The sequence below is a fragment of the Rhodobacteraceae bacterium M385 genome (genome assembly GCA_025141835.1).
Taxonomy (GTDB): Bacteria; Pseudomonadota; Alphaproteobacteria; order Rhodobacterales; family Rhodobacteraceae; genus Gymnodinialimonas.
On record CP081102.1, the window covers coordinates 2,803,426 to 2,827,481 of the forward strand.

General features: G+C 60.7%; 23 protein-coding genes. 10 read left to right on the top strand and 13 right to left on the bottom strand.

All coding sequences use genetic code 11. The features are described 5' to 3' along the window. Positions 1–131 precede the first annotated feature (131 nt). Together K3728_13685 and K3728_13690 are read right to left on the bottom strand one after the other, a co-directional pair. Positions 132–977, bottom strand: a complete 846-nt coding sequence (locus K3728_13685) for a VCBS repeat-containing protein (protein ID UWQ94745.1) — start codon at positions 975–977, stop codon at positions 132–134. Positions 978–983: 6 nt separating this feature from the next. Beyond that, positions 984–1,307 (bottom strand): 2Fe-2S iron-sulfur cluster binding domain-containing protein, encoded by a 324-nt coding sequence (locus K3728_13690; protein UWQ94746.1) that lies wholly within the window; start codon positions 1,305–1,307, stop codon positions 984–986. 90 nt (positions 1,308–1,397) lie between these two features. Between K3728_13690 and K3728_13695 the strand changes: the two genes are divergently transcribed. After that, positions 1,398–1,799: a hypothetical protein gene (locus tag K3728_13695; GenBank protein ID UWQ94747.1), complete on the top strand. Its 402-nt coding sequence runs from the start codon at positions 1,398–1,400 to the stop codon at positions 1,797–1,799. A 66-nt stretch (positions 1,800–1,865) separates the two neighbouring features. Further along, positions 1,866–2,435 (top strand): peptidoglycan-binding protein, encoded by a 570-nt coding sequence (locus K3728_13700; protein UWQ94748.1) that lies wholly within the window; start codon positions 1,866–1,868, stop codon positions 2,433–2,435. 90 nt (positions 2,436–2,525) lie between these two features. Here K3728_13700 and K3728_13705 read toward each other — a convergent pair whose 3' ends face one another. From K3728_13705 to K3728_13735, 7 genes are all read right to left on the bottom strand, one after another. Continuing rightward, the gene (locus K3728_13705) at positions 2,526–4,001 is read right to left on the bottom strand and encodes a Do family serine endopeptidase (GenBank protein UWQ97562.1); all 1,476 of its coding nucleotides are present in this window, start codon (positions 3,999–4,001) and stop codon (positions 2,526–2,528) included. 307 nt (positions 4,002–4,308) lie between these two features. Then, positions 4,309–4,503 (bottom strand): DUF2065 domain-containing protein, encoded by a 195-nt coding sequence (locus K3728_13710; GenBank protein UWQ94749.1) that lies wholly within the window; start codon positions 4,501–4,503, stop codon positions 4,309–4,311. 7 nt (positions 4,504–4,510) lie between these two features. Beyond that, the gene (locus K3728_13715) at positions 4,511–5,413 is read right to left on the bottom strand and encodes a protease modulator HflC (protein ID UWQ94750.1); all 903 of its coding nucleotides are present in this window, start codon (positions 5,411–5,413) and stop codon (positions 4,511–4,513) included. A 1-nt stretch (position 5,414) separates the two neighbouring features. Further along, positions 5,415–6,596, bottom strand: a complete 1,182-nt coding sequence (gene hflK / locus K3728_13720) for an FtsH protease activity modulator HflK (GenBank protein ID UWQ94751.1) — start codon at positions 6,594–6,596, stop codon at positions 5,415–5,417. A 102-nt stretch (positions 6,597–6,698) separates the two neighbouring features. Continuing rightward, positions 6,699–8,054: a glutathione-disulfide reductase gene (gene gor, locus K3728_13725; protein ID UWQ94752.1), complete on the bottom strand. Its 1,356-nt coding sequence runs from the start codon at positions 8,052–8,054 to the stop codon at positions 6,699–6,701. 230 nt (positions 8,055–8,284) lie between these two features. Next, positions 8,285–9,073, bottom strand: coding sequence for a ribose-5-phosphate isomerase RpiA (gene rpiA, locus K3728_13730; protein ID UWQ94753.1), 789 nt, complete (start codon positions 9,071–9,073; stop codon positions 8,285–8,287). A 52-nt stretch (positions 9,074–9,125) separates the two neighbouring features. Further along, positions 9,126–9,815, bottom strand: coding sequence for a thiamine diphosphokinase (locus tag K3728_13735; protein ID UWQ94754.1), 690 nt, complete (start codon positions 9,813–9,815; stop codon positions 9,126–9,128). Between the two features lie 208 nt (positions 9,816–10,023). Between K3728_13735 and K3728_13740 the strand changes: the two genes are divergently transcribed. Next, a complete protein-coding gene (locus K3728_13740; protein UWQ94755.1) occupies positions 10,024–12,423 on the top strand; it encodes a hypothetical protein in 2,400 nt (799 codons plus the stop codon). 84 nt (positions 12,424–12,507) lie between these two features. On the opposite strand, the gene K3728_13745 is transcribed toward K3728_13740, so the two are convergent. Then, positions 12,508–12,732: a DUF2842 domain-containing protein gene (locus K3728_13745; GenBank protein UWQ94756.1), complete on the bottom strand. Its 225-nt coding sequence runs from the start codon at positions 12,730–12,732 to the stop codon at positions 12,508–12,510. 61 nt (positions 12,733–12,793) lie between these two features. Continuing rightward, complete coding sequence (locus K3728_13750; GenBank protein ID UWQ94757.1) at positions 12,794–14,089, bottom strand: adenylosuccinate synthase; 1,296 nt, start codon at positions 14,087–14,089, stop codon at positions 12,794–12,796. Positions 14,090–14,406: 317 nt separating this feature from the next. On the opposite strand from K3728_13750, the gene secG reads away from it, so the two are divergent. From secG to K3728_13765, 3 genes are all read left to right on the top strand, one after another. Further along, positions 14,407–14,775, top strand: a complete 369-nt coding sequence (gene secG, locus K3728_13755) for a preprotein translocase subunit SecG (protein ID UWQ94758.1) — start codon at positions 14,407–14,409, stop codon at positions 14,773–14,775. Between the two features lie 183 nt (positions 14,776–14,958). Next, positions 14,959–16,602 carry a CTP synthase gene (locus K3728_13760; GenBank protein UWQ94759.1) on the top strand — a complete coding sequence of 548 codons (1,644 nt, stop codon included), beginning with the start codon at positions 14,959–14,961 and terminating at the stop codon, positions 16,600–16,602. A 183-nt stretch (positions 16,603–16,785) separates the two neighbouring features. Beyond that, complete coding sequence (locus K3728_13765) at positions 16,786–17,376, top strand: porin family protein (GenBank protein ID UWQ94760.1); 591 nt, start codon at positions 16,786–16,788, stop codon at positions 17,374–17,376. A 72-nt stretch (positions 17,377–17,448) separates the two neighbouring features. Here K3728_13765 and K3728_13770 read toward each other — a convergent pair whose 3' ends face one another. Then, positions 17,449–18,648 carry a DegT/DnrJ/EryC1/StrS family aminotransferase gene (locus K3728_13770; GenBank protein ID UWQ94761.1) on the bottom strand — a complete coding sequence of 400 codons (1,200 nt, stop codon included), beginning with the start codon at positions 18,646–18,648 and terminating at the stop codon, positions 17,449–17,451. A 54-nt stretch (positions 18,649–18,702) separates the two neighbouring features. Next, on the bottom strand, positions 18,703–19,368 hold the full coding sequence (locus K3728_13775) for an HAD hydrolase-like protein (GenBank protein ID UWQ97563.1): 666 nt from the start codon (positions 19,366–19,368) through the stop codon (positions 18,703–18,705). A 132-nt stretch (positions 19,369–19,500) separates the two neighbouring features. Between K3728_13775 and glmU the strand changes: the two genes are divergently transcribed. Genes glmU through K3728_13795 form a run of 4 tightly spaced genes read left to right on the top strand, consistent with a single transcriptional unit; the run spans position 19,501 to position 23,959 of the window. Beyond that, a complete protein-coding gene (glmU, locus tag K3728_13780; protein UWQ94762.1) occupies positions 19,501–20,865 on the top strand; it encodes a bifunctional UDP-N-acetylglucosamine diphosphorylase/glucosamine-1-phosphate N-acetyltransferase GlmU in 1,365 nt (454 codons plus the stop codon). 3 nt (positions 20,866–20,868) lie between these two features. Next, entirely contained in the window at positions 20,869–22,677 is a 1,809-nt protein-coding gene (gene glmS, locus K3728_13785) for a glutamine--fructose-6-phosphate transaminase (isomerizing) (protein UWQ94763.1), read from the top strand. Beyond that, the gene (locus tag K3728_13790) at positions 22,674–23,279 is read left to right on the top strand and encodes a GNAT family N-acetyltransferase (GenBank protein ID UWQ94764.1); all 606 of its coding nucleotides are present in this window, start codon (positions 22,674–22,676) and stop codon (positions 23,277–23,279) included. The genes glmS and K3728_13790 overlap by 4 nt, the downstream gene beginning before the upstream one ends. Next, a complete protein-coding gene (locus K3728_13795) occupies positions 23,276–23,959 on the top strand; it encodes a DNA alkylation repair protein (GenBank protein ID UWQ94765.1) in 684 nt (227 codons plus the stop codon). Before K3728_13790 ends, K3728_13795 begins: the two co-directional genes overlap by 4 nt. Positions 23,960–24,056 lie beyond the last annotated feature (97 nt).

Sequence of the window (24,056 nt, forward strand, 5' to 3'; positions counted from 1 at the left end):
CGGATAGACAGGGCAAGCCCCGTTAAGTCAAGGGCAGGAAGTGTGAGCGGGAGGGTTGGCGCTTTATTTCGAAAGGTGGCGAGGGTTGAAGGTGAGGGATTGAGTTGTATTGGCCAAGATGAAGGGGGAGGTCATTGGGAACAAGAGAGGGCAGCGGCTGTGGCGGAGAGGGAGAAGGGGCCGATTGCACGAGATGTGAGGGCGCCGGAGGAGAGGCGCGTGGCCATCACGAGGGTCCAGTCGGCGTTGGCTGTGATCATTTCCGGTGCGGTTCCACAGGTTCGGATGCCTCCGGTAATGAAGCTTTCTCCGATGCGGTGGTTGGTCAGGCCTGGGGCGGAAGCCAGTTCGCGCAAGTGAGCAGCGTCGGTGGCCGTCGCGGGGGTGAAGCGCCAGACGCGCAGGGTGCGCGCGAGGTGGGGGCGGTCGACGTAGGCGATTTCTACAGTGCCGTCGCCATCCAGATCGGCAATCCCAACGGGAGATAGCCATCGGTTGGAGCGCCCGATGAAGGGTGTCGAGGCGAGAAGGTCCATACCCGCACCGTTGTCGGAGAACCGGTAGATAGCGAGTTGGGCGCCGAGGCGTTGGTGGCTTTGGACCACAATGATCTCGGGCGTGCCGTCGCCGTCCACATCGGCAAGCCGAGGGGCCGTATCCTCAAACACCAATTCGGAGGGCAAGGTAATGGACTGGTCGCCACAGGGTGTCTGGGCCGTTGTGGCGTAAGCGTGCAGGCGCGTGGCCTCGATGCTGTCGCCGAGTACGCCGTGGGCGTAGCGTGTCGTGGGACCGTCGTACCAAGCGAGGCTACCGTCCGAGAAGGGTACGCTAAGGGTATCGGGCATTTGCGTCGCCACATGGGGCGGTACGGTGCATCCAAGCGCCACGCCTGACCACGCTAGCCCCAAACCCAGGCCCATCCACGCGCCGCGCATGCGCCCTTTCCTAATCGAAGGTGGCAGACGCGGCGCCATTGGGGCTTAGATCTGCTTTTCGGGCATTTGCACGACCAGACCGTCCAATTCATCAGTCACTTTCAGCTGGCAGGTCAGACGAGACCGGGCTGTGTCCGGCTCATGGGCAAATTCCAGCATGTCTTCTTCCATCGGGTCGATGGCGGGAAGTTTCTCGACCCACGCGGGGTCCACATAGACGTGACAGGTGGAGCAGGCGCAGGCGCCGCCGCAATCGGCCTCGATCCCTGGAATGGAGTTATCACGCGCGCCTTCCATGACGGTCATGCCAGTGGCGACTTCGACCTCATGTTTGGTTCCGTTGTGTTCGATGTAAGTGATCTTGGCCATGGTCCGTCCCTGAATTTCGGTTCTTCAACTAGGTAATACGCCCGCCTCCGCCTTTCCAGCACGAAAGCGTCCCCTTGCGTTCACACCGTTATGTTCTATTTTTGTTCCTACATGGAACCTATTACTCACGCCCCCAGCTGGCCACGCCCGCCCTCGTGCCTTCCGCACCACCTGCTGCACCTTCCGCCGGAAGGGGCGCGGATCACGGTGGCGGGGCTTGTGCTGGTACGCCAACGCCCCGGCACGGCGAAGGGCGTTATTTTCATCACGCTGGAGGATGAATTCGGCGTCTGCAACGTCGTCGTTTGGCAGAAACTGTTCCAGAAGTATCGCCGCGCGGTGATTTCGGGGCGTCTGTTGCGGGTGACCGGGCGCATTCAGCGTGACTCGGACGTGACCCATGTGGTGGCCGAGCATGTGGAGGATATCTCGCCCCTGTTGGATGAGCTGCTGACCCAACATCAGCCGCCGCCCGCCGCCCTACAGCCGTAACGCTTTCCTGAGGCCCCGTTTTCCGCTACCATAGGGCAAAATATAATCAGGACGTTGAGCAGTCCCATGCACAAATCACTTCTTCTGGCCGCTGTCACCGGCGTCTTTGGCCTTGGCGCGTGTCAATCGACCTCGCCTGAGGGCGAGAGTTTTACGTCGGTGATTGCGCCCTCCACCAACTCCGGTTCTGGCGGGGTGCAGGTCTCGCGCGGGCTTGGGCCACCGAACGCCGATCCCCAAAGCTGTTATGGCCGAGAGATCGAGCCCGCGGTGATCGAAACCGTGACCGAGCAGATCATGGTAGAACCCGAGCAATTGGACCGAGACGGCAATGTTCGCCGCCCCGCCGTCTTCGTGACCGCGACAGAGCAGCGTATTATCGAGGACCGCACCGAGACATGGTTTGAGACCCCCTGCGCGATGGAGGGTAACGTCGAGTATATTGCCAACTTACAACGGGCGCTGAGCGCGCGAGGTCACTTCGCGGGGGCGGCCAGCGGCGTGATGGACCGTGCCACTGTCAATGCGATCCGGGCCTATCAGCAGCCCCAGGGGCTGGATAGCGGCGTGCTGTCATTGGCCGCGGCCCGCCAACTGGGCCTATCGGTCTGGGACCCAGAGCTCGCCCAAAACTAAGGCACGCGGGCCCTACCAAAAGCAATAAGCCCCCGGCAGGATATCCACTGCCGGGGGCTTTTGTTTGCAAGAACGGGGATCAGCCGAGGATCAATCCTTGATGCTCAGCGCCATGAACCGAGGGTTCCCATCGCGGCGGATCAGCAGCAGGATCGTTTCCTGCCCCGCCGCGTCGGCAGCCTCAATACGCTGCTGGAAATCGGCCACCGTGGTGACGGGCGCTTGCGTGACCTCGGTGATGATATCTCCCACCTGAAGGCCCATTTCAGCCGCATCCGAGACCGGATCAAGCTGCGTGATAACCAGACCACCGGCCACATTGGCCGCGTTCAACTCGGCCCGCATGGCATCGGTCAGGGGCGTCAGGGTCATGCCAAGCACAACGGCAGGAGGTGCTGCTTCTGGCGTTTCGCCATCGGCATCTGGTGTGGCACTGGCCTCGGCCGTTTCACGGCGGCCCAGGGTGATGCGCAGGGTTTCGGTGCCGCCATCGCGGAACACCATCATGCGGACGGTTTCGCCCACTGTGCTATCGCCGACGACCCGCACCAAACCGCGGGTGTCCTGCACCTCATTGCCGTCGAACGACAAGATCACGTCGCCCACTTCTACGCCGCCTTCCAGAGCCGGACCGTCAGGCACATCGGTGACCATAGCGCCACGGGCTTCATCTAGGCCCAGAGCCTCAGCCATTTCAGGCGTCACATCCTGGATACGCACGCCCAACCAACCGCGGCGGGTTTCGCCGAATTCGCGCAGTTGATTCACGACGTTCACCACAACATCCGAGGACATCGCAAAGCCGATCCCGATGGAGCCGCCAGTAGGCGACAGAATGGCAGTGTTTACGCCGATCACCTCGCCATCGAGATTAAATAGAGGACCACCGGAGTTACCTTGGTTAATCGCCGCGTCGGTCTGGATGAAGTCATCATAGGTGCCCGAAAGAGAGCGTCCGAACGCCGAAACCACCCCAACCGAGACCGAGAACCCCTGCCCCAGCGGGTTGCCCATGACCATCACCCAGTCACCCACGCGATGATCGGAGGCGACGCCAAAGGGCACAAAGGGAAGCGGTTCATCGCTTTCCACACGCAGCAGCGCAATATCGGTGTTCGGGTCGGTGCCGACTAGTTCTGCCGGCAATTCAACGCCGTTGCGGAATTCGATCATAATCTCATCGGCGCCTTCAATGACGTGGTTGTTCGTCACCAGAAATCCGTCTTCCGAAATCACAAAACCTGAGCCGAGCGCTTGGCTACGGCGCGGGGCGGGACCGTTTCCGCCGCCATCGGGACCAAGGAAGTCGTTAAAAAAGTCCTCCAGCGGGGAGCCTTCCGGCACCACCGGCGCAGGGCCGCCGGTGCGCCCTGCCACGACCGAGGACGTCGTGATGTTCACCACCGCGTCACCGACTTGATCCACCAAATCCGCGAAACCGGGCAAGCCCGCGTTCTGCGCCCGCGCCGGCAACGCCGAAAGAGCCACGGCAAAGGCCGCCAGAAGGGCCAGCAAGGCCCCGACAGCGAAACGGGCTTCATGGATTTTTGGGGGAGCCGCGGCGATAGCGCGGGCCCGTACCTGGGGGCGGGCTTGTGGCCGCGCATAAGGACGATTGCGGTTCTGTTGTTGGGGGGAAAGGGAGAGTCTTGAATGGGTCGTCACGGTAAAAGGCCTCCTGCAAAACCGGCGGACAGGCGCCGCTGTCCTCTTATTATAATTTGGGTTCTTCAGCGTGGTTTCAAGTTCGGGTTTCCCAACCCTTGCCTCGCGGAATGTCACATGGGCGTGAACAGCGTCCCTTGCCCCAAGGTTTGCACGGAGTTGTGCGCGGACCAACGTCTAATTCCCGTAAAGGCACAGAAACCGGCGTTTACAGCGAGCTCACCGCCCAAGAGGTTAACACCGCCCCCGCCGCCACGGCACATAGGCCGATCAGGCGCCGCGCCTCGGGCGGGACCGCCTGCATGGCGCGCAGTAGGTCTTCCAAACGCGAAGGGGCCAGTGCGAACACCAGCCCCTCAATCACAAGGACCATGCCAAGGCCCATCAATATCGCCAGCCCCATGGGCCGGTTACTCTGCCGCTGGCGTCAGAGAGTTGCCGCCGCCAAGGGCCGAGCCATCGAAGTATTCGAAGAACTCGCTATCGGGGCTGATGACGAAGCTGGCGTTGTCGCCCAAGGCCCGCTCATACGCGGTAAGCGACCGGGTGAAGTCGAAGAACTCCGTATCTTGGCCAAAGGCCTCGGCGAAGATGCGGGTCCGCTCGGCGTCGGCCTCACCACGGGTGATCTCGGCCTCTCGGGTGGCGTCTGAAACCAGCTCTACCACCGTCCGATCGGCGGTCGCGCGGATACGCTGCGCGGCCTCTTCACCACGGGCGATCTCATCTGCGGCTTCCCGCTCTCGCTCGGCCCGCATACGGGCGAAGGTCGCGTCAAGGTTCTGCGCCGGAAGGTTGGTTTGCTTCAACCGCACATCAAGGATTTCCACCCCGAGCGAGGCCGCACGGGCCCGCGCCTGAAGCGTGATCTGCTGCATCAAACCGGCCCGTTCATCAGATAGGATCGTGTTGGAGGTCACACCATCCGCACCAAGAACCGCCCGAATACGGTCGTTCAGGATGTCTTCGATCAGGTCGTCCGCACGGCGAATTCCGCCCGTGCCTACACGTTCGTTAAACACGCGCGTGTCGGTGATCCGGTAGCGGGCGAAAGCGTCCACAACCAGACGACGGTCATCGGAAGGCGTGACTTCCGTAGCCGCCGTATCGAGCGACAGGATACGGTCTTCGTAATAGATCACCTCTTGGATGATCGGCACGCGGAAGTTCAGGCCCGGCTCGTCAATGACCTGACGGATTTGACCGAACTGAAGCACCAATGCGCGTTCGCGTTCATCCACCACGAAGATCGAGGATGAGAGAAGGCCGAAGACGACAACCACGGCAGGGATAAGATAAGTAATACGGCGCATCTTAGTTCGAGCCCCCTGTTGTAGAATTGCCCGATGGGCTCCGCAGTTCGTTCAGCGGCAGGTAAGGCACTACGCCCGATCCGCCGGTTTCGCTGTCGATAATCACCAAGTCCGTATCGCCAAGCACACGCTCCAGCGTTTCCAGATACAGGCGACGGCGGGTCACTTCCGGCGCCACTTCGTACTCCTGAAGAATGGCAAGGAAACGGCTCGCTTCACCCAAGGCTTCGTTCACCACGCGGGCGCGGTAACCTTCGGCCTCTTCCAGCACCTGCGCAGCTTCACCACGTGCACCGGCGGTTACGCGGTTGGAATAGGCATCCGCCGTGCGCTCCAGACGATCGCGCTCCTGCTCGGCGGCTTGCACCTCGCGGAAAGCGTCGATCACTTCAACCGGAGGGTCGGCCCGGTCAAGGTTGATACGAATAATGTTCACGCCGGATTCGTAGCTGTCCATCGTCGTCTGGATCAGGGCAAGCGCCTGATCACCGATCAACTGACGATCCCGGTTCAGGATCGGGGCCAGTTCGGACTGGGCGATGATCTCGCGCATGGCGGATTCAGCCACAGCGCGGATGGTTGCCTCAGGGTCGCGCAGGTTGAACAGGTAGTCAGCCGCGTTGTTGATGTTCCAAACCACGTCAAAGTCGATGTCGACGATGTTTTCGTCCGTGGTCAGCATCAAGCCGGTGTCCGACGCGCCGGAACGGTTGTTGCCAATCGCTTCTGTGCGTTCCTGCTCGGTACCAAGCACCTCCGCTGTGAACAAAGGCCACGGCGCAAGATGAGGACCGTCGCCCGTGATGCGGTATTCAGAGCCGAGGAACAGCTCCACGCCCTGCTCACCGGGTTGAACCGAGTAGAACGACGCGTAGAGCCAAGCCAAAGCCGCGACCACAATGCCGCCGATCCACAAGACACGTGGGCTGACCGGATCGCCGCCACCTTGGCCGCCCCCATTGCCCGTGCCGCCACCGCGGCCGCCCATCAGAACGCGCAACTGCTCTTGACCCTTACGCATGATGTCGTCGAGTTCAGGGATGTTCTGCCCCTCGCCGCCGCCGGGGCGTCGAGGCCCATTGCCGTTGCCATTCCCGCCAGAGCCAGTGCCGCGATTGCCACCGCCGCCACTGCCACCATTGTTACTGCCGCCACCCCAAGGTCCGCCGCTGTTGCCCGCCATGTGTCTCTTACCCCTCACAAAGGTCGCGTTGTTACCGCCCAATATGGGGCGAAAAATTCGGATTGCACCTAGAAACCCGCAGAATCGGCTTCGAAGCGTCGATTAAGACGTTCGGATTGGGTCTCGCATCGTCACAATCTCTTCCGACATCGTGGGGTGGACTGCAACCGTCCTGTCGAAATCCTCTTTTGTGGCGCCCATTTTCACGGCGATGCCGGCCAGTTGGATCATCTCTCCGGCAGCGGGGGCCACGATGTGACAGCCTAGGATCTTGCGGGTCTCTTTGCTGACCACCAATTTCATCATCACCCGCCAAGGCTTGCCCGCAAACGCCGTCTGCATCGGGCGGAACGACGTGCAGTAAACCTCGATCGGCTCCTGTTCCCTTGCCGCTTCCTCCGACAGGCCGATGGAGCCATATTCCGGCATGGTAAACACGGCCGAGGGGATCAACTCGTGATCCACAGGCGTAGGGTTTCCATTAAAGACCGTTTCCACAAAGGCCATGCCTTCACGGATCGCCACAGGCGTCAGGTTCACCCGGTTAGTAACATCGCCAATGGCATAGATAGAGGGGACAGCCGTCTGGCTATACTCATCCACAACCACCTGACCGCTACGGCCCAATTCAACGCCGACCTCTTCTAAACCGAGCCCGTCGGTGTTGGGCGCACGTCCCGTCGCAAACAAGACCTTGTCAAAGGTCTCCTCATGGCCGGCGGTAGAGCGCACGGCGATCTTGTCGCCATCCTCGGACATCTCGTGGATATTGGTGCCCAGATGCAAATGAATGCCCTGCTCAATCATCATCTCGGAAATCAGACCGCGGGCTTCCTCGTCAAAGCCCCGCAGGATCTGCGCGCCCCTGTAATACTGCGTCACTTCCACGCCCAAACCGGCCATGATACAGGCAAATTCACAAGCGATGTAGCCTCCGCCAATCACCAACAGCCGCTCGGGCAACGCCTCAAGGTCAAACAGGTCGTCCGATACGATGCCCAAATCCGCGTTGGGCATTTCAGGCCGCGTGGGGCGCCCTCCGGTGGCGACAAGGATGTGCTTGGCCGTCTTCTCTTCGCCCCCGACAAGCACAGAATGCGCGCCTGAAACCGTCGCACGGCTATCGAACACTTCCACTCCGGAATTGGCCAGCAACTTTCCATAGACCCCTTCCAAGCGGTTCAATTCTTCATGCAAATGCCCTCGGAATACAGGCCATTGAAACGCGCCATCTTCTACGTCCCAGCCGTAAGCCCTCGCCTCGGAAAATCCTTCGCGGTAGCTCGACGCAAACACCATCAGCTTCTTCGGCACACAGCCCCGAATAACGCAGGTGCCGCCCAACCGGCTTTCCTCGGCCAGCGCCACTTTCGCGCCGCCTGCCGCTGCGACCCTCGCCGCCCTCACGCCGCCCGAGCCGCCACCGATCACAAACAGGTCGTAGTCAAATTTCGACATGGCGCGCGTTCCTCTTGGCTAAACAAGTCGCACGCAGGTATTTCACAGCCCTCGCCCCAAGACCAGTAGCGCGGCCGCCACACCCGCGCACGCCTGCGTGAAGCCGGACACCCCAATTTCACCTTGGCCGTACACCTCCGGGGGGGCCAGGGGGGCAGCGCCCCCCAATCTGACCCATGCTCCAGGCACAGCCGCCAAGGGTCTTCCCCACCCCTCACGCGGCAAACCGCTTAGTCGCGGATATCGACGAACAGATTATCGGTATCAATCACATCCACACGCTCATGCTCGATCGTGCCGTTGTTGATGTCGCGCACCTCTACGGTGCCGTCGGCATTGCCGATCACCAGAACGTCGCAGATATCAAGGAAAAGCCCATTCTCCACCACGCCCGGGATCTGATTGAGCACGAGGCTCAACTGCGCAGGCTGCGCGATGCGCCGCAAATGCAGGTCGAGGATGAAGTTCCCCTCATCGCTTCGGAATGGCTCCGTTCCCGACAGCCGCAAAGAGGCAGATCGCCCCAAAACGTCCAGATTAGACAGCATTTCCTCGATCAACGCCTTCGTCGTCTGCCACCCAAACGGGATGATCTCCACCGGCAAGGGGAACGCGCCCAAGGTGTCTACTTGCTTGGTGGGATCTGCGATAACGATCATCTGGTCGCTGGCCGTCGCCACGACCTTCTCGTGTAACAATGCACCGCCGCCGCCTTTGATCAAGTTGAGGTTCGGATCATACTCGTCCGTGCCGTCGATCGTCAGGTCCAGCCAGCGCACCTCATCCAAAGTCTTGATTGTCACGCCCACTTCTCGGGCCAGATCCGCCGTCCGGGTCGACGTCGCGACCCCGGTTATCATCATGCCTTCTTCGCGCACCAATTCACCCAGACAGCGCACCATCCATGCGGCGGTCGAGCCGGTTCCCAGACCCACGCGCATCCCGTCTTCTACAAATTCCACCGCGCGACGCGCGGCTACGTATTTGGCTTTATCAATGGGGGAAAGCTCGGCCGTCATGGGCGGGTCTCTTTTCTTAAGGGCAGCAGTTGGCCCATGTCTTAACGGACCCTTACGTTTGTAGCGAGTGCAAATCCGCCTCCCGCAGTCCTGCCACCAGCGCGTCCAATGCCTCTTTCGGCAAGATCAGCAGCGCCCCCGGCGCGTCACTGGTCAGAACGACCGGTGCCCCCGCCCCGTCCTCTCCCACTTCATTGGAGGTTCCAATTTTGTGCATTGGGTGCAGTGCCAGCGCCTCGAACGACCATCGCAGCCCCGTCATCCCCACTGTCACAGCATTCATCGGGAATAGCGAAACCCGCATGCCCACCGGCAAGTCCAACGCGATGCGGGCGGGCAAATGTACCGTCACATCCTCTTCTCCGAGCAACACCACAAGGCGATTGGCGTATCTTAGCAAGACGTGAAGCGCCGCCAGCTCGTGATCCAATCGCGCCCCAGTGAACCCCAAGGCATAGACCAGAGGCGCATCAGCCAGGCGCAGGGCCTTGTCGAAATCGGTGCTATCCTGCTCGGATACTTCGAAGATCCGATCTTCGGAAATCGCCGCCCTCCCCGCTTCGGACAGCGAATCCATATCGCCGATGACGGCATCGGGAATCACGCCGAATCCCAGCAGCGCGTCCGCGCCGCCATCGGCAGCCACAAAAATTCCGGCGCGATCCTGCACAAGCTTGAACACATCCGCGGCCAAGTCACCACCGCCCACAAGCGCAATATAATCTTGATACTTCAATGACATACGGAGTCAGTCCTTTGGGGCTTGGCACAATAACGCCATGATCTGGGGCAATCTCCCCAGAAAGGTCAAATTCGCGTCGCTTTTTACTGGAAACAGTTTGTTACACCTTTTGAGGCGATGATAATTTCGGGGTCGACCCGGAGAAAGTTGAATTTCCGGTGTCTATCTTGACGAACAAAGTGGGCCGGACGAGCAGAGTGGCAGAGCAATGAGTGACGAAAACAAGATCCTAACGGTCTCCTACGGCACGTTTTCCTGTACCCTAGAGGGATTTGACCGCCCTTTCGAGGCGATGAAAGCGATCGCGGAATATTTCCGCGACCTCGCAGCGGAAGACCGCTATTTCGGGGCCGAGCCCCCCACCCCGGACGCCGACACCCTGCACCGTATCACCGAAGCCGCGATTGAGCGCCGGGTTGAAGCGCGCGTGCTGGAATCAGGTATGATTATGCGCCCCGAAGGCGCACCCGCAGAAGACACTCCCGCTTTCATGAGCGCCGGCCTAGATGCTGGTTTGGACATTGAAGACGCGATTGAAAGCGTCGCACCGGAAGCGGAAGACACGCCTCTGGTCGCAGACGCGGCCGACGCGGAAGAACAAGCAGCAGAACTGGCCGAAGAAACCGTTGAAGAAGACGCGGTGGAGGAGGTCGTAGAAACCGCTCCTGAAGCTGAGGCAGAAGAAGAAGCACAAACTGCTGAGATCGAGACGCCCGACGTCGAAGACACCATCGCTGGTGTCGCCGCGCTCATGGCCGCCGACGACGACCCTGCCGATGTGGCCGAGAACGCAGTAGCAGCAGATGACGTCGAAACACGGGCTGGCGAAGATGCACTTCCAGAGGCCGCCGAAGAAGACGGCGTTGCCGGTGCCGACACGCTGATCGCCGTTGCTGCCGCCCTAGCCGCCGGAGGTGGCGCGATGGCTGCGGCTGACGACGCCGATGATGAAACGGAAACGGACCTTGGCGACCTGAGCGCCGACGCCGATGATATCGACGATGAAGACATCGATTCGATCTTTGCAGACGAGCCGGAAACAGACGATGCCTTCGACGGGGCCTCTGTTGCCGCGCGTCTGGCCCGTATCCGCCGCGCCTCGCTGGCGGAAAACGGCGACCGTCCCGTAACGGTCCAACCCGATGACGAACTGATCTCGGCGGGCGGCGACAACGCCGCGCCCGAACCTGTCATGGAAACCGACGACGATACCGCCGTTGCCGCTCTGGTTGCCGCGTTCAACTCCGACGTCGCCACGACGGAAGCGGAAGCCGAGACCGACGACGAAGACACCGCTCTGGTCGCCGACACCGACGATTTCGCCGAGCAAGACTTGGACGACACCGCAGAGCTGGCTGATAACGCCGAAATGGTTGAGCAGGCAGAACAAGAGGCCGAAAACGATACCATCGTGCCTCAGTCTGAAGGCGATATGGAACGTCTGTTCACAGCGACCGAAGGCCGCCTGACGACCGACGAAACCACCCGTCGCCGCGCAAATATCGAGCATTTGAAGGCCGCCGTTGCTGCCCGCGTGGCAGACACGCAATTGGCCGCAGAAGGCGCATCCTCTGCCGACTATGCCGGAGTGCAGGACTCTGCCGCAGAATACCGCGATGATCTTGCCCGCGTCATGCGCCCCCGCCGGGTGCGCGTAGATGTGACGCGCCGTCGCGCCGCCGAAGACTCGCGGCCTACACCGCTTGTTCTGGTGTCTGAACAGCGCGTGGACTCCGATGCGGGCCAGGCCGGCAGCGATACGACCACTATCATGCCGCGCCGCGTTGCCCCGGAAACGGTCGATACCGCAACGACATTGCGCCCGACCTCTTCCGCCGCAATCGCAGAAGACGCCGCACCCTTGATTCTGGACACCCCCCTCGCCGAGGAGGCCGCAGAACTGGAAGCCCCCGAAGTAGAAACAGCAGAGGTAGAAGCGCCCGTGTTTGAAACAATCGAAGCTGAAAACGTCGACGTAGAAGCCATCGAACAAGCCCGCACGGCACCGCGCAAGATGGCGGCATCGCTGGCCAATTTGGCGCAACGCGCCGGGCAGATCGCCGTAGGCCTGAATCGCCCTGCTCCGGTCGCCGTTGAGGAAGAAGAAACCTCCGCTGAAGCTGCGGCTGAGGCAGACGTGGCAGATGAAATCGCGCCTGATCTGGAGCCAACGGTTGAAGCCGCCCCAGAGACGCCCGCGGCTGTTGACACCGTCACCGAAGCCCCCGCGGCCGATGAAGCAAGCGGCGACCCGATCGCCGACCTCGAAGCTCAGCTGGCCCGTGAGATCAACGAAGAGGTTGAGACCGCTCCCGCAGCAGCGCCCGCAGCCGAAGATGATGTAGATCACTTCGCCCGCTTCGCTGAAATGCTGGAAGAATCGACCGCGACCGAGATCGAAGAAGTTATCGAAATGGGTGCCGAATACCTGACCGAGGAAGCCGGGATGCCAGAATTCAAGCGCATGCAATTGCTGCGCCTGGTTCGGATCGCAACCGATGGTTCGATCTCCCGCGGGGATGCCATCGCGGCCGTTGATAAGCTGACCGAGGACAATGTGCTCGAAGCCCTTGGCGGCAACCAATACCGGATGCACCGCGGTCTTTGATCCGCACCGGAAGTCTCTACGAACAAGGGCGCCCCAAACGGGCGCCCTTTTTGCGTTAACCAGTGTCGCGCCGTGGCGCGCGCCCTATTCCTCTGGCGCGTCTGGGTCCGCTTTGCCGACTCCCAGGAACACCGCTTTCAACGGGAACGCCCACGCCATGCTGAACACCAGACAAATGATCAACTGAAGCCAGATATTCCAGCCTTCCAAGAGGCTTAGGATGTACCAGACCGCCGCAATGTAGACCGGCAGACCGACCAGAAGGATGAAAAGCGACCACCGCTTCCTTGCCTTGTAGCTCAATGCCATATCGGCCTCCTTTGATCGAGAAAGTGCGCCGTAACGACCCCTCTCTCATTTGCGAATCGCGTCAATCGGCGAAGGGATCGGTCACGAGGATCGTATCCTCCCGCTCAGGCGAGGTGGACAAAAGCGCGACGGGGCATTGGATCAATTCCTCCACCCGGCGCACGTATTTGATGGCCTCGGCGGGCAAATCCGCCCAAGAACGCGCGCCCTCGGTGCTGGAAGACCAACCGGGCATTTCCTCGTAGATTGGCGTGCAACGGGCCTGTTGTTCGGCGGCGGTGGGCAGGTAATCCAACCGCTCTCCGTCCAATTCATAGCCGACACAGATTTTCAGGGTTTCAAACCCATCTAGCACGTCCAATTTCGTCAACGAGATTCCTGTGACCCCCGATGTGGCACATGTCTGGCGCACCAAAGCGGCGTCGAACCACCCGCAACGACGCTTGCGGCCTGTGACGGTGCCAAACTCATGGCCCCGTTCACCCAAGCGCTGGCCATCATCGTCGTCCAATTCCGTCGGGAATGGACCTTCGCCCACGCGGGTCGTGTAGGCCTTCACAATGCCCAAGACGTAGTCGATCGCGTTGGGACCAAGTCCCACGCCCGTCGCGGCCTGCCCCGCGATTACGTTAGAGGATGTCACGAAGGGATAGGTGCCGAAATCAATGTCCAGAAGCGCGCCTTGGGCCCCTTCGAACAGGATGCGCTTCCCGGATTTCCGCTTTTCGTTCAATACCTTCCAGACCGGTGCCGCGTATTGCAAAATCTGCGGCGCAATTTCCGAAAGCGCTTCAATCAGCGCGTCACGGTCGATCGCCTCGATGCCAAGACCTCGGCGCAACGGGTTATGGTGTTGCAGGGCGCGGTCAACGCGCGCCTCCAGCGTGGCACGATCCGCAAGGTCCGCCACCCGGACCGAGCGACGGCCCACTTTATCTTCATAGGCCGGGCCGATGCCCCGCCCCGTTGTCCCAATCTTGGTGCCGGAAGAGGCCGCCTCTTCGCGGGCACGGTCCAGTTCGCCGTGAATAGGCAGGATCAGCGGCGTGTTTTCCGCGATCATCAACGTTTCTGGCGTGATTTCCACACCTTGAGCGCGAATGCTTTCGATTTCCTTAACCAGGTGCCAAGGGTCCAGGACGACACCGTTGCCGATCACCGAAAGCTTGCCACCGCGCACAACGCCCGAGGGCAGCGCGTTCAGTTTGTAGACTTTCCCGTCAATAACCAGCGTATGGCCCGCGTTGTGGCCCCCTTGGAACCGCGCAATGACATCAGCGCGTTCGCTGAGCCAGTCAACGATTTTGCCCTTGCCCTCGTCACCCCATTGAGCGCCGACAACTACAACATTGGCCATGTGCTTCCCCTCAGGTAGTTTGCAAAACCCGCAAGCGGCATAGCGGGCGGCGCAAGGGGAGGAAACCGAATTCCGCATCTGAGGGCCGTTTTCCTTGCCGCAGGCCGGCGAGATATCGGGAATGATTCATCATTCATTAAGTAATATGCAGGCAATGTGAGTTTGATTGCGTCGAATGGCTGCATGTGGGACGCTAAGAAGTGAACGAGAAAATAGGAATCATGCCTCTGTCTGTGTGGGACGCCCTTGCGGCCCCCTGTCGCATCTCATATGTGGGGCGCGGACCAGAGAATTGGTCGCTGGGATAAGGCCTGAACATGGAAAACGTCATCCTCGTCATTCACTTGATCTTGGCAATCTGCCTGATCGGTGTCGTGTTGTTGCAACGCTCTGAAGGCGGTGGCCTTGGTATGGGCGGTGGCGGCGGTGGCGGCGGCGTTATGACAGGGCGCCAAGCAGCGACTGCACTGGGCAAGCTGACATGGTTCTTCGCCATTGCGTTTCTGGTGACATCCATCACCTTGACGATCATCGCGGCGCAGAATTCTTCGACATCGTCGGTGCTTGACGGTTTGGGCGGTTTGCCCCCGGTCGAGGGTGACGCAGACAGCGCATTGCCGCCAATCGACTCGATGCTGCCACCTGTTGGCACAGACGGCCCGGCCCTTCCGCCAGTCTCCGAATAAATTCACCCCCCTCCTCCCCACTCGATTTCGCGTGGGGGTTGGGGTTTTCCACATGATATTGCGTCGCAACGTGGGTCCGTGCTTGTGCGCGCCCCCCGAATCCGGGTACTCTCAAATCCCGTGACAATAACTTTGATGGGCAGGCAAATTGGCCGCGCCATCCGCACGGGGGACTAAACAGGCATGGCGCGATTTATTTTCATCACCGGGGGTGTGGTCTCTTCGCTTGGCAAGGGATTGGCTTCGGCCGCTTTGGGCGCCTTGTTGCAGGCGCGCGGCTTCTCGGTGCGGTTGCGCAAGCTGGACCCTTACCTGAACGTGGACCCCGGAACGATGTCGCCGTTTGAGCATGGCGAAGTCTTTGTGACAGATGACGGCGCGGAAACGGACCTCGACCTCGGCCACTACGAACGTTTCACCGGTGTTCCGGCCAGCAAGACGGATTCGATCTCGTCGGGGCGCATCTACACCAACGTTCTCGAAAAAGAGCGGCGCGGCGATTATCTGGGCAAAACCATTCAGGTGATCCCCCATGTTACCAATGAAATCAAAGACTTCATCTCAATTGGTGAGGATGACGTTGATTTCATGTTGTGCGAAATCGGCGGCACTGTCGGGGATATTGAAGGGCTGCCTTTCTTTGAAGCGATCCGCCAGTTCAGCCAGGACAAGGCACGTGGTCAGTGCATTTTTATGCATCTCACGCTGCTCCCGTTCATCAAGGCATCGGGTGAGTTGAAGACAAAGCCGACGCAGCACTCGGTCAAGGAATTGCGCTCTATCGGGCTCGCGCCGGACATTTTGGTGTGCCGATCTGAGGGCCCGATTCCCGAGAAAGAGCGTGAAAAGCTGGCGTTGTTCTGCAACGTTCGCCCTGATTCCGTGATCGCCGCGCAGGACCTGTCGTCCATCTACACCGCACCGCTTGCCTACCACCGCGAGGGGCTGGATCAGGCCGTTCTGGACGCATTCGGCATCAGCCCCGCCCCCAAGCCAGACCTCAGCATTTGGGAAGACGTGGCCGATCGGATCAACAATCCTGAAGGTGAAGTTAAGGTCGCAATTGTCGGTAAATATACGCAGTTGGAAGACGCCTATAAGTCAATCGCCGAGGCACTGACCCACGGCGGCATGGCGAACCGGGTGAAGGTCCGGGTTGAATGGGTCGATGCCGAGATATTTGAGCGCGAGGATGTTGCGCCTCATCTCGATGGATACCACGCGATCCTCGTCCCCGGCGGCTTCGGAGAGCGCGGTACTGAAGGTAAAATCAAGGCCGCGGAATTCGCCCGCACCCGGAAAATCCCATACCTTGGGATTTGCCTTGGCATGCAAATGGCGGTGATCGAGGCGGCGCGCAATTTGGCCGATCTGGACGATGCCGGGTCTGAAGAATTCGATCACGAGGCCGGAAAGAAACGTTTTACACCAGTGGTTTACCACCTGAAAGAATGGGTGCAGGGCAACCACAAGGTTGAACGTAAAGTGGGTGACGACAAAGGCGGCACCATGCGTCTTGGGGCCTATGATGCGGTGCTGACCGAAGGCTCTCGCGTGGCCGAGGCTTACGGGACGACGGCGATCGAAGAGCGCCACCGCCACCGCTATGAGGTCGATACAAAATACCGCGAGGCGCTGGAGGAAAAGGGGATGATCTTTTCTGGCATGTCCCCAGACGGCGCGCTGCCAGAGATCGTCGAAGTGAAGGATCACCCGTGGTATATTGGTGTGCAATTCCACCCGGAATTGAAGTCCAAACCCTTCGCCCCTCACCCGCTTTTCCGGGACTTCGTGCGCGCCGCGAAGGACAACTCGCGCCTCGTTTAAGGGGGCTGCGTTAACGGTGTCTCAACCTGTGGCGGGCACACTGGGATGAATGTGCCACATGTACGCCGAATTGGGCCGATGGGGCTGGTGGCCTCCCTTTCCAGTCAGGGGGCTTACCGTTATAAAGAAGAGACCGGTGGAATCGAGCACCGCCACCGATTGAAGGTCGTAAAAGGACACGCCATGCGCTTCACATTGTCAGCCATCGCCCTAGCCACCGCGTTTTCCGCGTCCGGCGCCGCCGCACAAGACGCCAGCCAGTGGACTGGTTTCTATGCAGGTTTCGCGACCAACATCATCTCGCCCGAGTTTGATAACTCCACTGCGACGACTCCTTTGCAGGAGGGCACTGGTTTCGGTGCATACGGCGGTTACAACTACGCATTCGGCGATAACTTCGTTGTCGGGGCAGAGCTTGGATTTAGCGGCCCGGCCTCCTTCCAGACGACGCTTGGCGCCAATGACTTTGAATTCGACAACGTCATGAACGCGCGTGTTCGCGGTGGCTATGCCATCGGAAGCGCTCTGGTTTATGGCTCCCTTGGCTACCAAGTCGTGAACTACTCTGCCTCGGCTGGCGTTTCGTCGGCAGGATCGGCAGACGGCCTTGTTTATGGCATCGGCATGGAAATGCTGCTGAACGAGCAAGTTTCCGTTCGGGTCGATTACACCTCCACCCACATGTCCCCAGACGCGGGCACGATCACTGGCGGCTCTGCCGGCGAACAGATCGACGCCAACGCTGTCGGTCTTGGGGTTGCACTGCACTTCTAAGCGCACCCACATCACTTACGACAAAGCCCGCATCGAAAGACGCGGGCTTTTTTGTGGGCTTGTGGGCTCGGATCAGTCGGCGCGGGCCGTCAGCACTTCATCCCGAATGATCTCCGCGATCACCGCGGCATCCTCAACCGAGAAGGTCAGCGGCAAACGCATATCCATCAGACCAGCCAAGATCCGGTCCGTTTCGGGCAAGGACTGCGCGGGCGCGTATCGCCAACTGTCATACCTTGACGTGAATGCCACCGGTTCCGGTGCGCCGAACCATTTCAGCTCTACCCCGCGGGCCAAACATCCCGCCACAACAGCCTCAATCTTCGACGCCGAAATACCCGGCAGCAGCACCTGAATGGAGGACCCTACGATGCTCTCTTCTTCTGGCCTTTCAATCACTTGCAGGCCGGGCGTGTTGCGCAGCCCCTCTTCCACCGTACGGTAGAGCGCGTTCCACCGCGCGACCTGAGCCGACAAATCTGCCAGTTGCGGCCGAAGGATCGCGGCACGCAGGTTATCCATCCGGCCCGACACGTTGGGGGTCACGTATTTCACCTGCGAAAACGCCTCCGCAGGTGGGGCCGCTTTGTGACGCTCAAAAAGCATGTAAGACCCTGATAACATGATCGCTTTCGCCATCATTTCGGCGTCGTCACTGATTAAGAGCCCCCCCTCGCCCGAGTTGAGGTGCTTGTAGGTCTGGGTGGAATAGCAGCCGAAAAGCCCGTGCCTGCCCGATGGCACACCGCGCCAAGCGCCGCCCATGGTGTGGGCGCAATCTTCGATCACGATCACACCTGCGGCGTCACAAATCTCCATCAGACGATCCATGTCGCACAGATGTCCGCGCATGTGGCTGAGCAGAAGCACCTTCGCCCCAGAAGCCGTTGCTTTCGCAGCCAAATCATCAAGGTCGATGACCAAAGCCTCGGTCACTTCAACGTAGACTGGCACCGCGTTCACAGCCGCAATTGCGCCCGGCACGGGGGCCAAGGTGAAGCCGTTGGTCAACACTTTGTCGCCCGGCCCAACACCCACGGCCCGCAGCGCCGCGCCCATGGCATAGCCGCCTGAGGCCACGGCGAGGCAGTATTTCGCTCCGACCGCTTCTGCGAACTCCTGCTCCAGGTAAGCGACCTCTCCGTCGTCGCCGGGGGCTGTGTTGTAGCGATGCAGCCGACCCGAGCGCATGACCGCGACCGCCGCATCAATCGCGGCTTCGGGGATCGGCTCCTGCTGGGTGAAATTGCCGGAAAAAATCGTTTTGCTCATGGCGCTAAGATTGAGCGCCCGTCGGCCCGCGTCAATGGGCCAAACGCACCGCGATCAGGCAAGAACTTCGTCGATCACACGCTCTAGATCGTCGTAATGATCCAACAACCCTTCCGGGTTCAACGCCTCTACATCTCGGCCCGTCGGCCCGAACGTCACAAGGATGCAGGGGATACCCGCCGCCTGCGCTGTCTTACGGTCGGTGATCGTGTCTCCGATCAGTACCGCTTGCGATGTGTCGCCCCCAAGGCGGGCGATCGTCTCATTCAACGGAGCCGCAGAGGGCTTGCGCGTGGGCAAGGTGTCGGCTCCGATCAGGGCGGGGAAACGCTCGGTCAAGCCAAGGCGGGCGATCAGATCAACGGCTAACCCCTCAGGTTTATTTGTACAGATCCCCGTCGCATCGCCCCTTGCCCGCAAGCGGTCTACGGCTGCAATGGCGCCGTCATATAGCGTCGTATGTACATCGATATCGCGCCCATAGGCAGCCAGAAGGGGCTGATATCCGGCGTCGGCCAAGGCTTCGGCCTCTGCGATTCCCATGCGCTGCGCCGCCAATCGCAACATCGCCCGTCCGCCCGCAAAGGCCGTGGCATCGTCTTGGCCCATAACCAGTTGCGGCGGATGGCCCAGTTCAGCAAGCGCCGCATTCGCCGAGGCAATCAGGTCGCCCGCCGTGTCGGCCAACGTCCCATCCAGATCAAAAACCACTGTTCGCATCAAAACCCCAAGCCCTATCGGCATTATTCCGCCCACAGCTATTACAGCTTGTCGGTCAAATTGAACGTAACGGGGCTATGCCCGAGGTCAATGCACGGTTAATAGGCAGCAAACGCAAAGGAAAGACGTTTCATGCAGGCCACATCTCGCCCCCTTGCCCTGATCGTGCTCGCCGCTGGTGCTGGCACGCGGATGAACTCTGATCTGCCCAAGCCGTTGCACCCTCTGGGGTCTGCGCCCTTGGTGGCCCATACCATCGCGGCTGGCATGGCGCTGGAGCCCGCGCGGTTGATCGTCATCACCGGCCACGGGGCGGATCAGGTGGAGGCCGCTTTGCAAGACATCGCACCCGAGGCTGTGACCGTGCGCCAGTCGCCGCAACTGGGCACCGGCCACGCCGTATTGCAAGCCGCCGAGGCGTTGGAAGGTTTCAACGGTGACGCGATGGTCCTTTACGGAGACAGCCCGTTCTTCACGCCCGAAACCTTGCAAGCCATGCGAATCGCGCGAAACGCCCATGACGTTGTGATGCTTGGCTTCCGCCCCGATGATCCGGGCCGCTATGGCCGCTTGGTCATGGACGGCGACACTTTGCAAAAAATCGTGGAATATAAGGACGCAGACGCGGATGAGCGGGCCATTACTTTCTGCAATTCCGGCGTTCTCTGTGCCGAGGCAGGCACGTTGATGGGCCTGCTAAAGCAGATCACCAACGACAATGCCTCGGGCGAATACTACCTGACGGACGTGCCAGAACTGGCCAACAAGGCCGGGCTGACCGCCACCGCCATTGCCTGTGACCCGTCCGAGACTATCGGCATCAACTCACGCGCTGAACTGGCCCGTGCCGAGGCGCAGTTTCAGGCCCAACGCCGGGCCGAGTTGATCGACGCGGGCGTAACGATGCAGGCCCCCGACACGGTTCATTTCGCGCTCGACACCCATATCGGACGCGACGCGGTGATCGAGCCCTATGTGGTCTTCGGCCCCGATGTGACAGTGGAATCCGGCGCGCATATCCGTGCGTTTTCCCATCTGGAAGGCTGCCACGTCAGCGCCGGCGCAATTGTCGGCCCCTATGCCCGCCTGCGCCCCGGTGCGGAGATCGGCAACAACGCCAAGATCGGCAATTTCGTAGAAGTCAAAGCCGCAGAGATTTCTGAAGGCGCGAAGGTTAACCACCTCTCCTACATCGGAGATGCTTTCGTGGGAGAGCGGGCAAATATCGGCGCGGGCACAGTGACCTGCAACTACGATGGCTTCATGAAACACCGCACCACGATTGGCGCGGATGCGTTTATTGGCTCGGATACCATGCTGGTTGCGCCTGTGTCCGTGGGCGTGGAGGCGATGACCGCCAGCGGCTCCACCATCACCGACGACATTCCAAACGGCGCCTTGGCTATTAGCCGCGCCAAACAAGTGAATAAACCCGGTCTTGCCGTTAAGCTGCGTGACCGCCTCAAAGCCATTAAAGCCGCAAAGTCAAAGGATTAACCTATGTGTGGAATCGTTGGTGTTTTGGGCGACCATGAGGTTGCGCCGATCCTTGTAGAGGCGCTGAAGCGTCTGGAATATCGCGGTTATGACAGCGCCGGGATCGCTACTGTGAACGACGGCGTCCTCGATCGCCGCCGCGCCGTGGGGAAACTGGTTAACCTATCCGACACCCTTGTACATCAACCGTTGGCGGGCAAATCCGGCATCGGCCACACAAGGTGGGCCACCCACGGCGGGCCGACTGTCGCCAACGCGCATCCCCATCAAGCGGGCCGTGTCGCCGTTGTCCACAACGGTATTATTGAGAACTTTAAGGAACTTCGTGACGGCCTTCAGCACCGCACTTTCGTATCCCAGACCGATACGGAAACCGTGGCACAACTGTGCGAAGATTTCCTTGATAAGGGCCTGCCGCCCCGTGAAGCCGCCGTTGAAACCCTGAAACATCTTGAGGGCGCCTATGCGCTGGCCTTCCTGTTCCACGGCGAAGAGGATCTTCTTGTCGCCGCGCGCATGGGCTCTCCGCTCGCGATTGGACACGGTGACGGAGAGATGTTCGTCGGCTCAGACGCCATCGCCCTTGGGCCAATGACGAACCAGATCACCTACCTAGAGGAAGGCGATTATGCCTTCGTCACCCGCGCTGGCGCAGAAATTCACGACGCAGATGGCAATCTCGCCAATCGCGAGATGATTAACGTGCCCGCGCAGTCCATGCAGTTGGACAAGGGCGGCCATAAGCACTTCATGGCGAAAGAGATTTTCGAGCAGCCCGTCGTGTTGGCAGATTGCTTGGGCCACTACACGGTGGACGGCGAAGTCGCCCTGCCCGAGACGCTGGATTTCACTCAAACCGACCGGATGATTTTTGTCGCCTGCGGCACCGCCTACTACGCCTGCGCTGTGGCGAAATACTGGTTCGAACAGATCGCGGGCATTCCCTGCGATGTCGATATCGCCTCGGAATTCCGCTACCGCGAACCTCCGGTCTCGGACAAAGCGACTGCCCTGTTCGTCAGCCAATCGGGCGAGACCGCCGACACGCTTGCCGCGCTGCGTTATGTGTCCGAAAAAGTTGACCGGGTCGTATCTGTGGTGAACGTGCCCGGCTCCTCCATCGCGCGGGAATCCGATCTGGCCTTGCCGATCATGGCGGGCGTGGAGGTGGGCGTTGCCTCCACCAAGGCCTTCATGAACCAGTTGGGCGTGCTGGCGAATCTCGCCATTTTTGCCGCCCGCCAGCGGGGCAAGATCGACGCCAAACGCGCGGCAGAGCTGCTGGCAACCCTGCGCGGCATGCCGGGCCTGATCAATCAGGCGCTGGCACTGGAAGGCAAGATCGCCACCCATACCGCGAAACTGGCCGAGGCCTCGTCAGTTCTGTTTCTGGGGCGCGGCGCGATGTTCCCGCTCGCCATGGAAGGGGCGCTGAAGCTCAAGGAAATCAGCTACATCCACGCCGAAGGCTACGCGAGTGGAGAGCTGAAGCACGGCCCCATCGCCTTGATCGACAAGTCCGTTCCGGTGATCGTGTTCGCCCCTAAAGACGCGCTGTTCGACAAGACGATCTCCAACATGCAAGAGGTCATGGCCCGCGATGGTCAGGTTTGGCTGGTGACCGATGCCGAAGGCGCCGAACAGGCCGGTGACGGCACATGGGCAACGTTGGTCATGCCCAAGGTGGACCCGGTCTTGGCCCCCATGCTCTATGCCGTGGCCGCCCAGTTGATTGCCTATCACACAGCGCTTCACAAAGGCACGGATGTGGACCAACCACGCAATCTGGCGAAGTCTGTGACGGTTGAATGACCACGCCCGCCCGCCTTGGCCCTATTGACCTGACGCTAAAAGGGCAGCACGTCAGTCTCGTGCCGCTCGGCCACGACCACCACGATGCCTTGGCCGCTGCCAGCCGCAGCGCCGATCTGCACAAGCTATGGTACACCACCATCCCCTCGGCTGAAGGGATGGCCGCCGAAATCGACCGCCGTTTGGCCGCGCGTGACGCGGGCACCATGATCCCCTTTACCCAAATGGATGCCAGCGGCACGCCCATCGGCATGACCACCTATATGAACATCGACCACGCCGCGCCACGGGTCGAAATCGGCTCTACCTGGATCGCCCCCACGGCCCAACGCGGCCCCCTGAACACCGAGGCCAAACGCTTGCTCCTCACCCATGCGTTCGAGGTCTGGAACTGCCTCGCCGTGGAGTTCCGCACCCACCGGCTGAACCAACAATCGCGCCGCGCGATCGAGCGGCTGGGGGCGCAGTTCGACGGCCTCCTTCGCGCCCATATGCGCAGCCCCAATGGCACGATCCGCGACACCGCCGTCTATTCCATCACCGCCCCGGAATGGCCCGTCGTGCGCACTCACCTCGACTGGCAGATCGCGAAACCCCGATGAATATTGATGACGCCCTCCAAGCCCTCCGTGCCCATGCGGACCCGGAAAAGGCCGCCGGAATGGCCGCCTATCACAAGGCAGAACGGGAATACTTGGGCCTTTCCAACGCTGTGACCGGTGACCTTGCCACCCAATGGCGCAAGGCGGCACCAGATCACGCTAGCCTCGTGGCGCTCGCTCAATCCCTTTGGGACACCGATATTTTTGAGGCCCGAATCGCCGCCGGAAAACTGTTCCTGCAAGCCCGGATGCGCCCCGATGACCACGCTGCTTGGGATTGGATATCTTCTTCCGTGCCCCAGTTCGACTCCTGGGCGATCGCCGACGCCGTCGCCCAAGGCGGCCAAAAACGCCTGATCCAGGACCCCAGCCGCCTCGAGCAGCTCGAAGACTGGACACGTGCCGATCACATGTGGACCCGGCGCGCCGCCTTCGTCTTCACCTTGCCGTTTCTCAAATCCCGCCATCCCTCCGCCACTGAACAAGCCGCCCGCACCCGCGTTCTAGGATGGGCCGAAACCCTTGCGGAAGATCCTGAATGGTTCATCCAAAAAGCCATCGCCTGGTGGCTGCGTGACCTCTCCAAACGCGATCAGGACGCCGCGCGCGGATGGTTGGAAACCCACGGCGCCCGCCTCAAACCCTTCGCCGCCAAGGAGGCCGCCCGCTACCTCCCCTGAAACGCGCGCGCCCTGCTCCTTCATCTTGGCAAATACACCTCCGGGGGTATGCGAGCTTTTTCTTTGAAAAAGTCGCAAAGGGGGCTGGCCCCCTTCC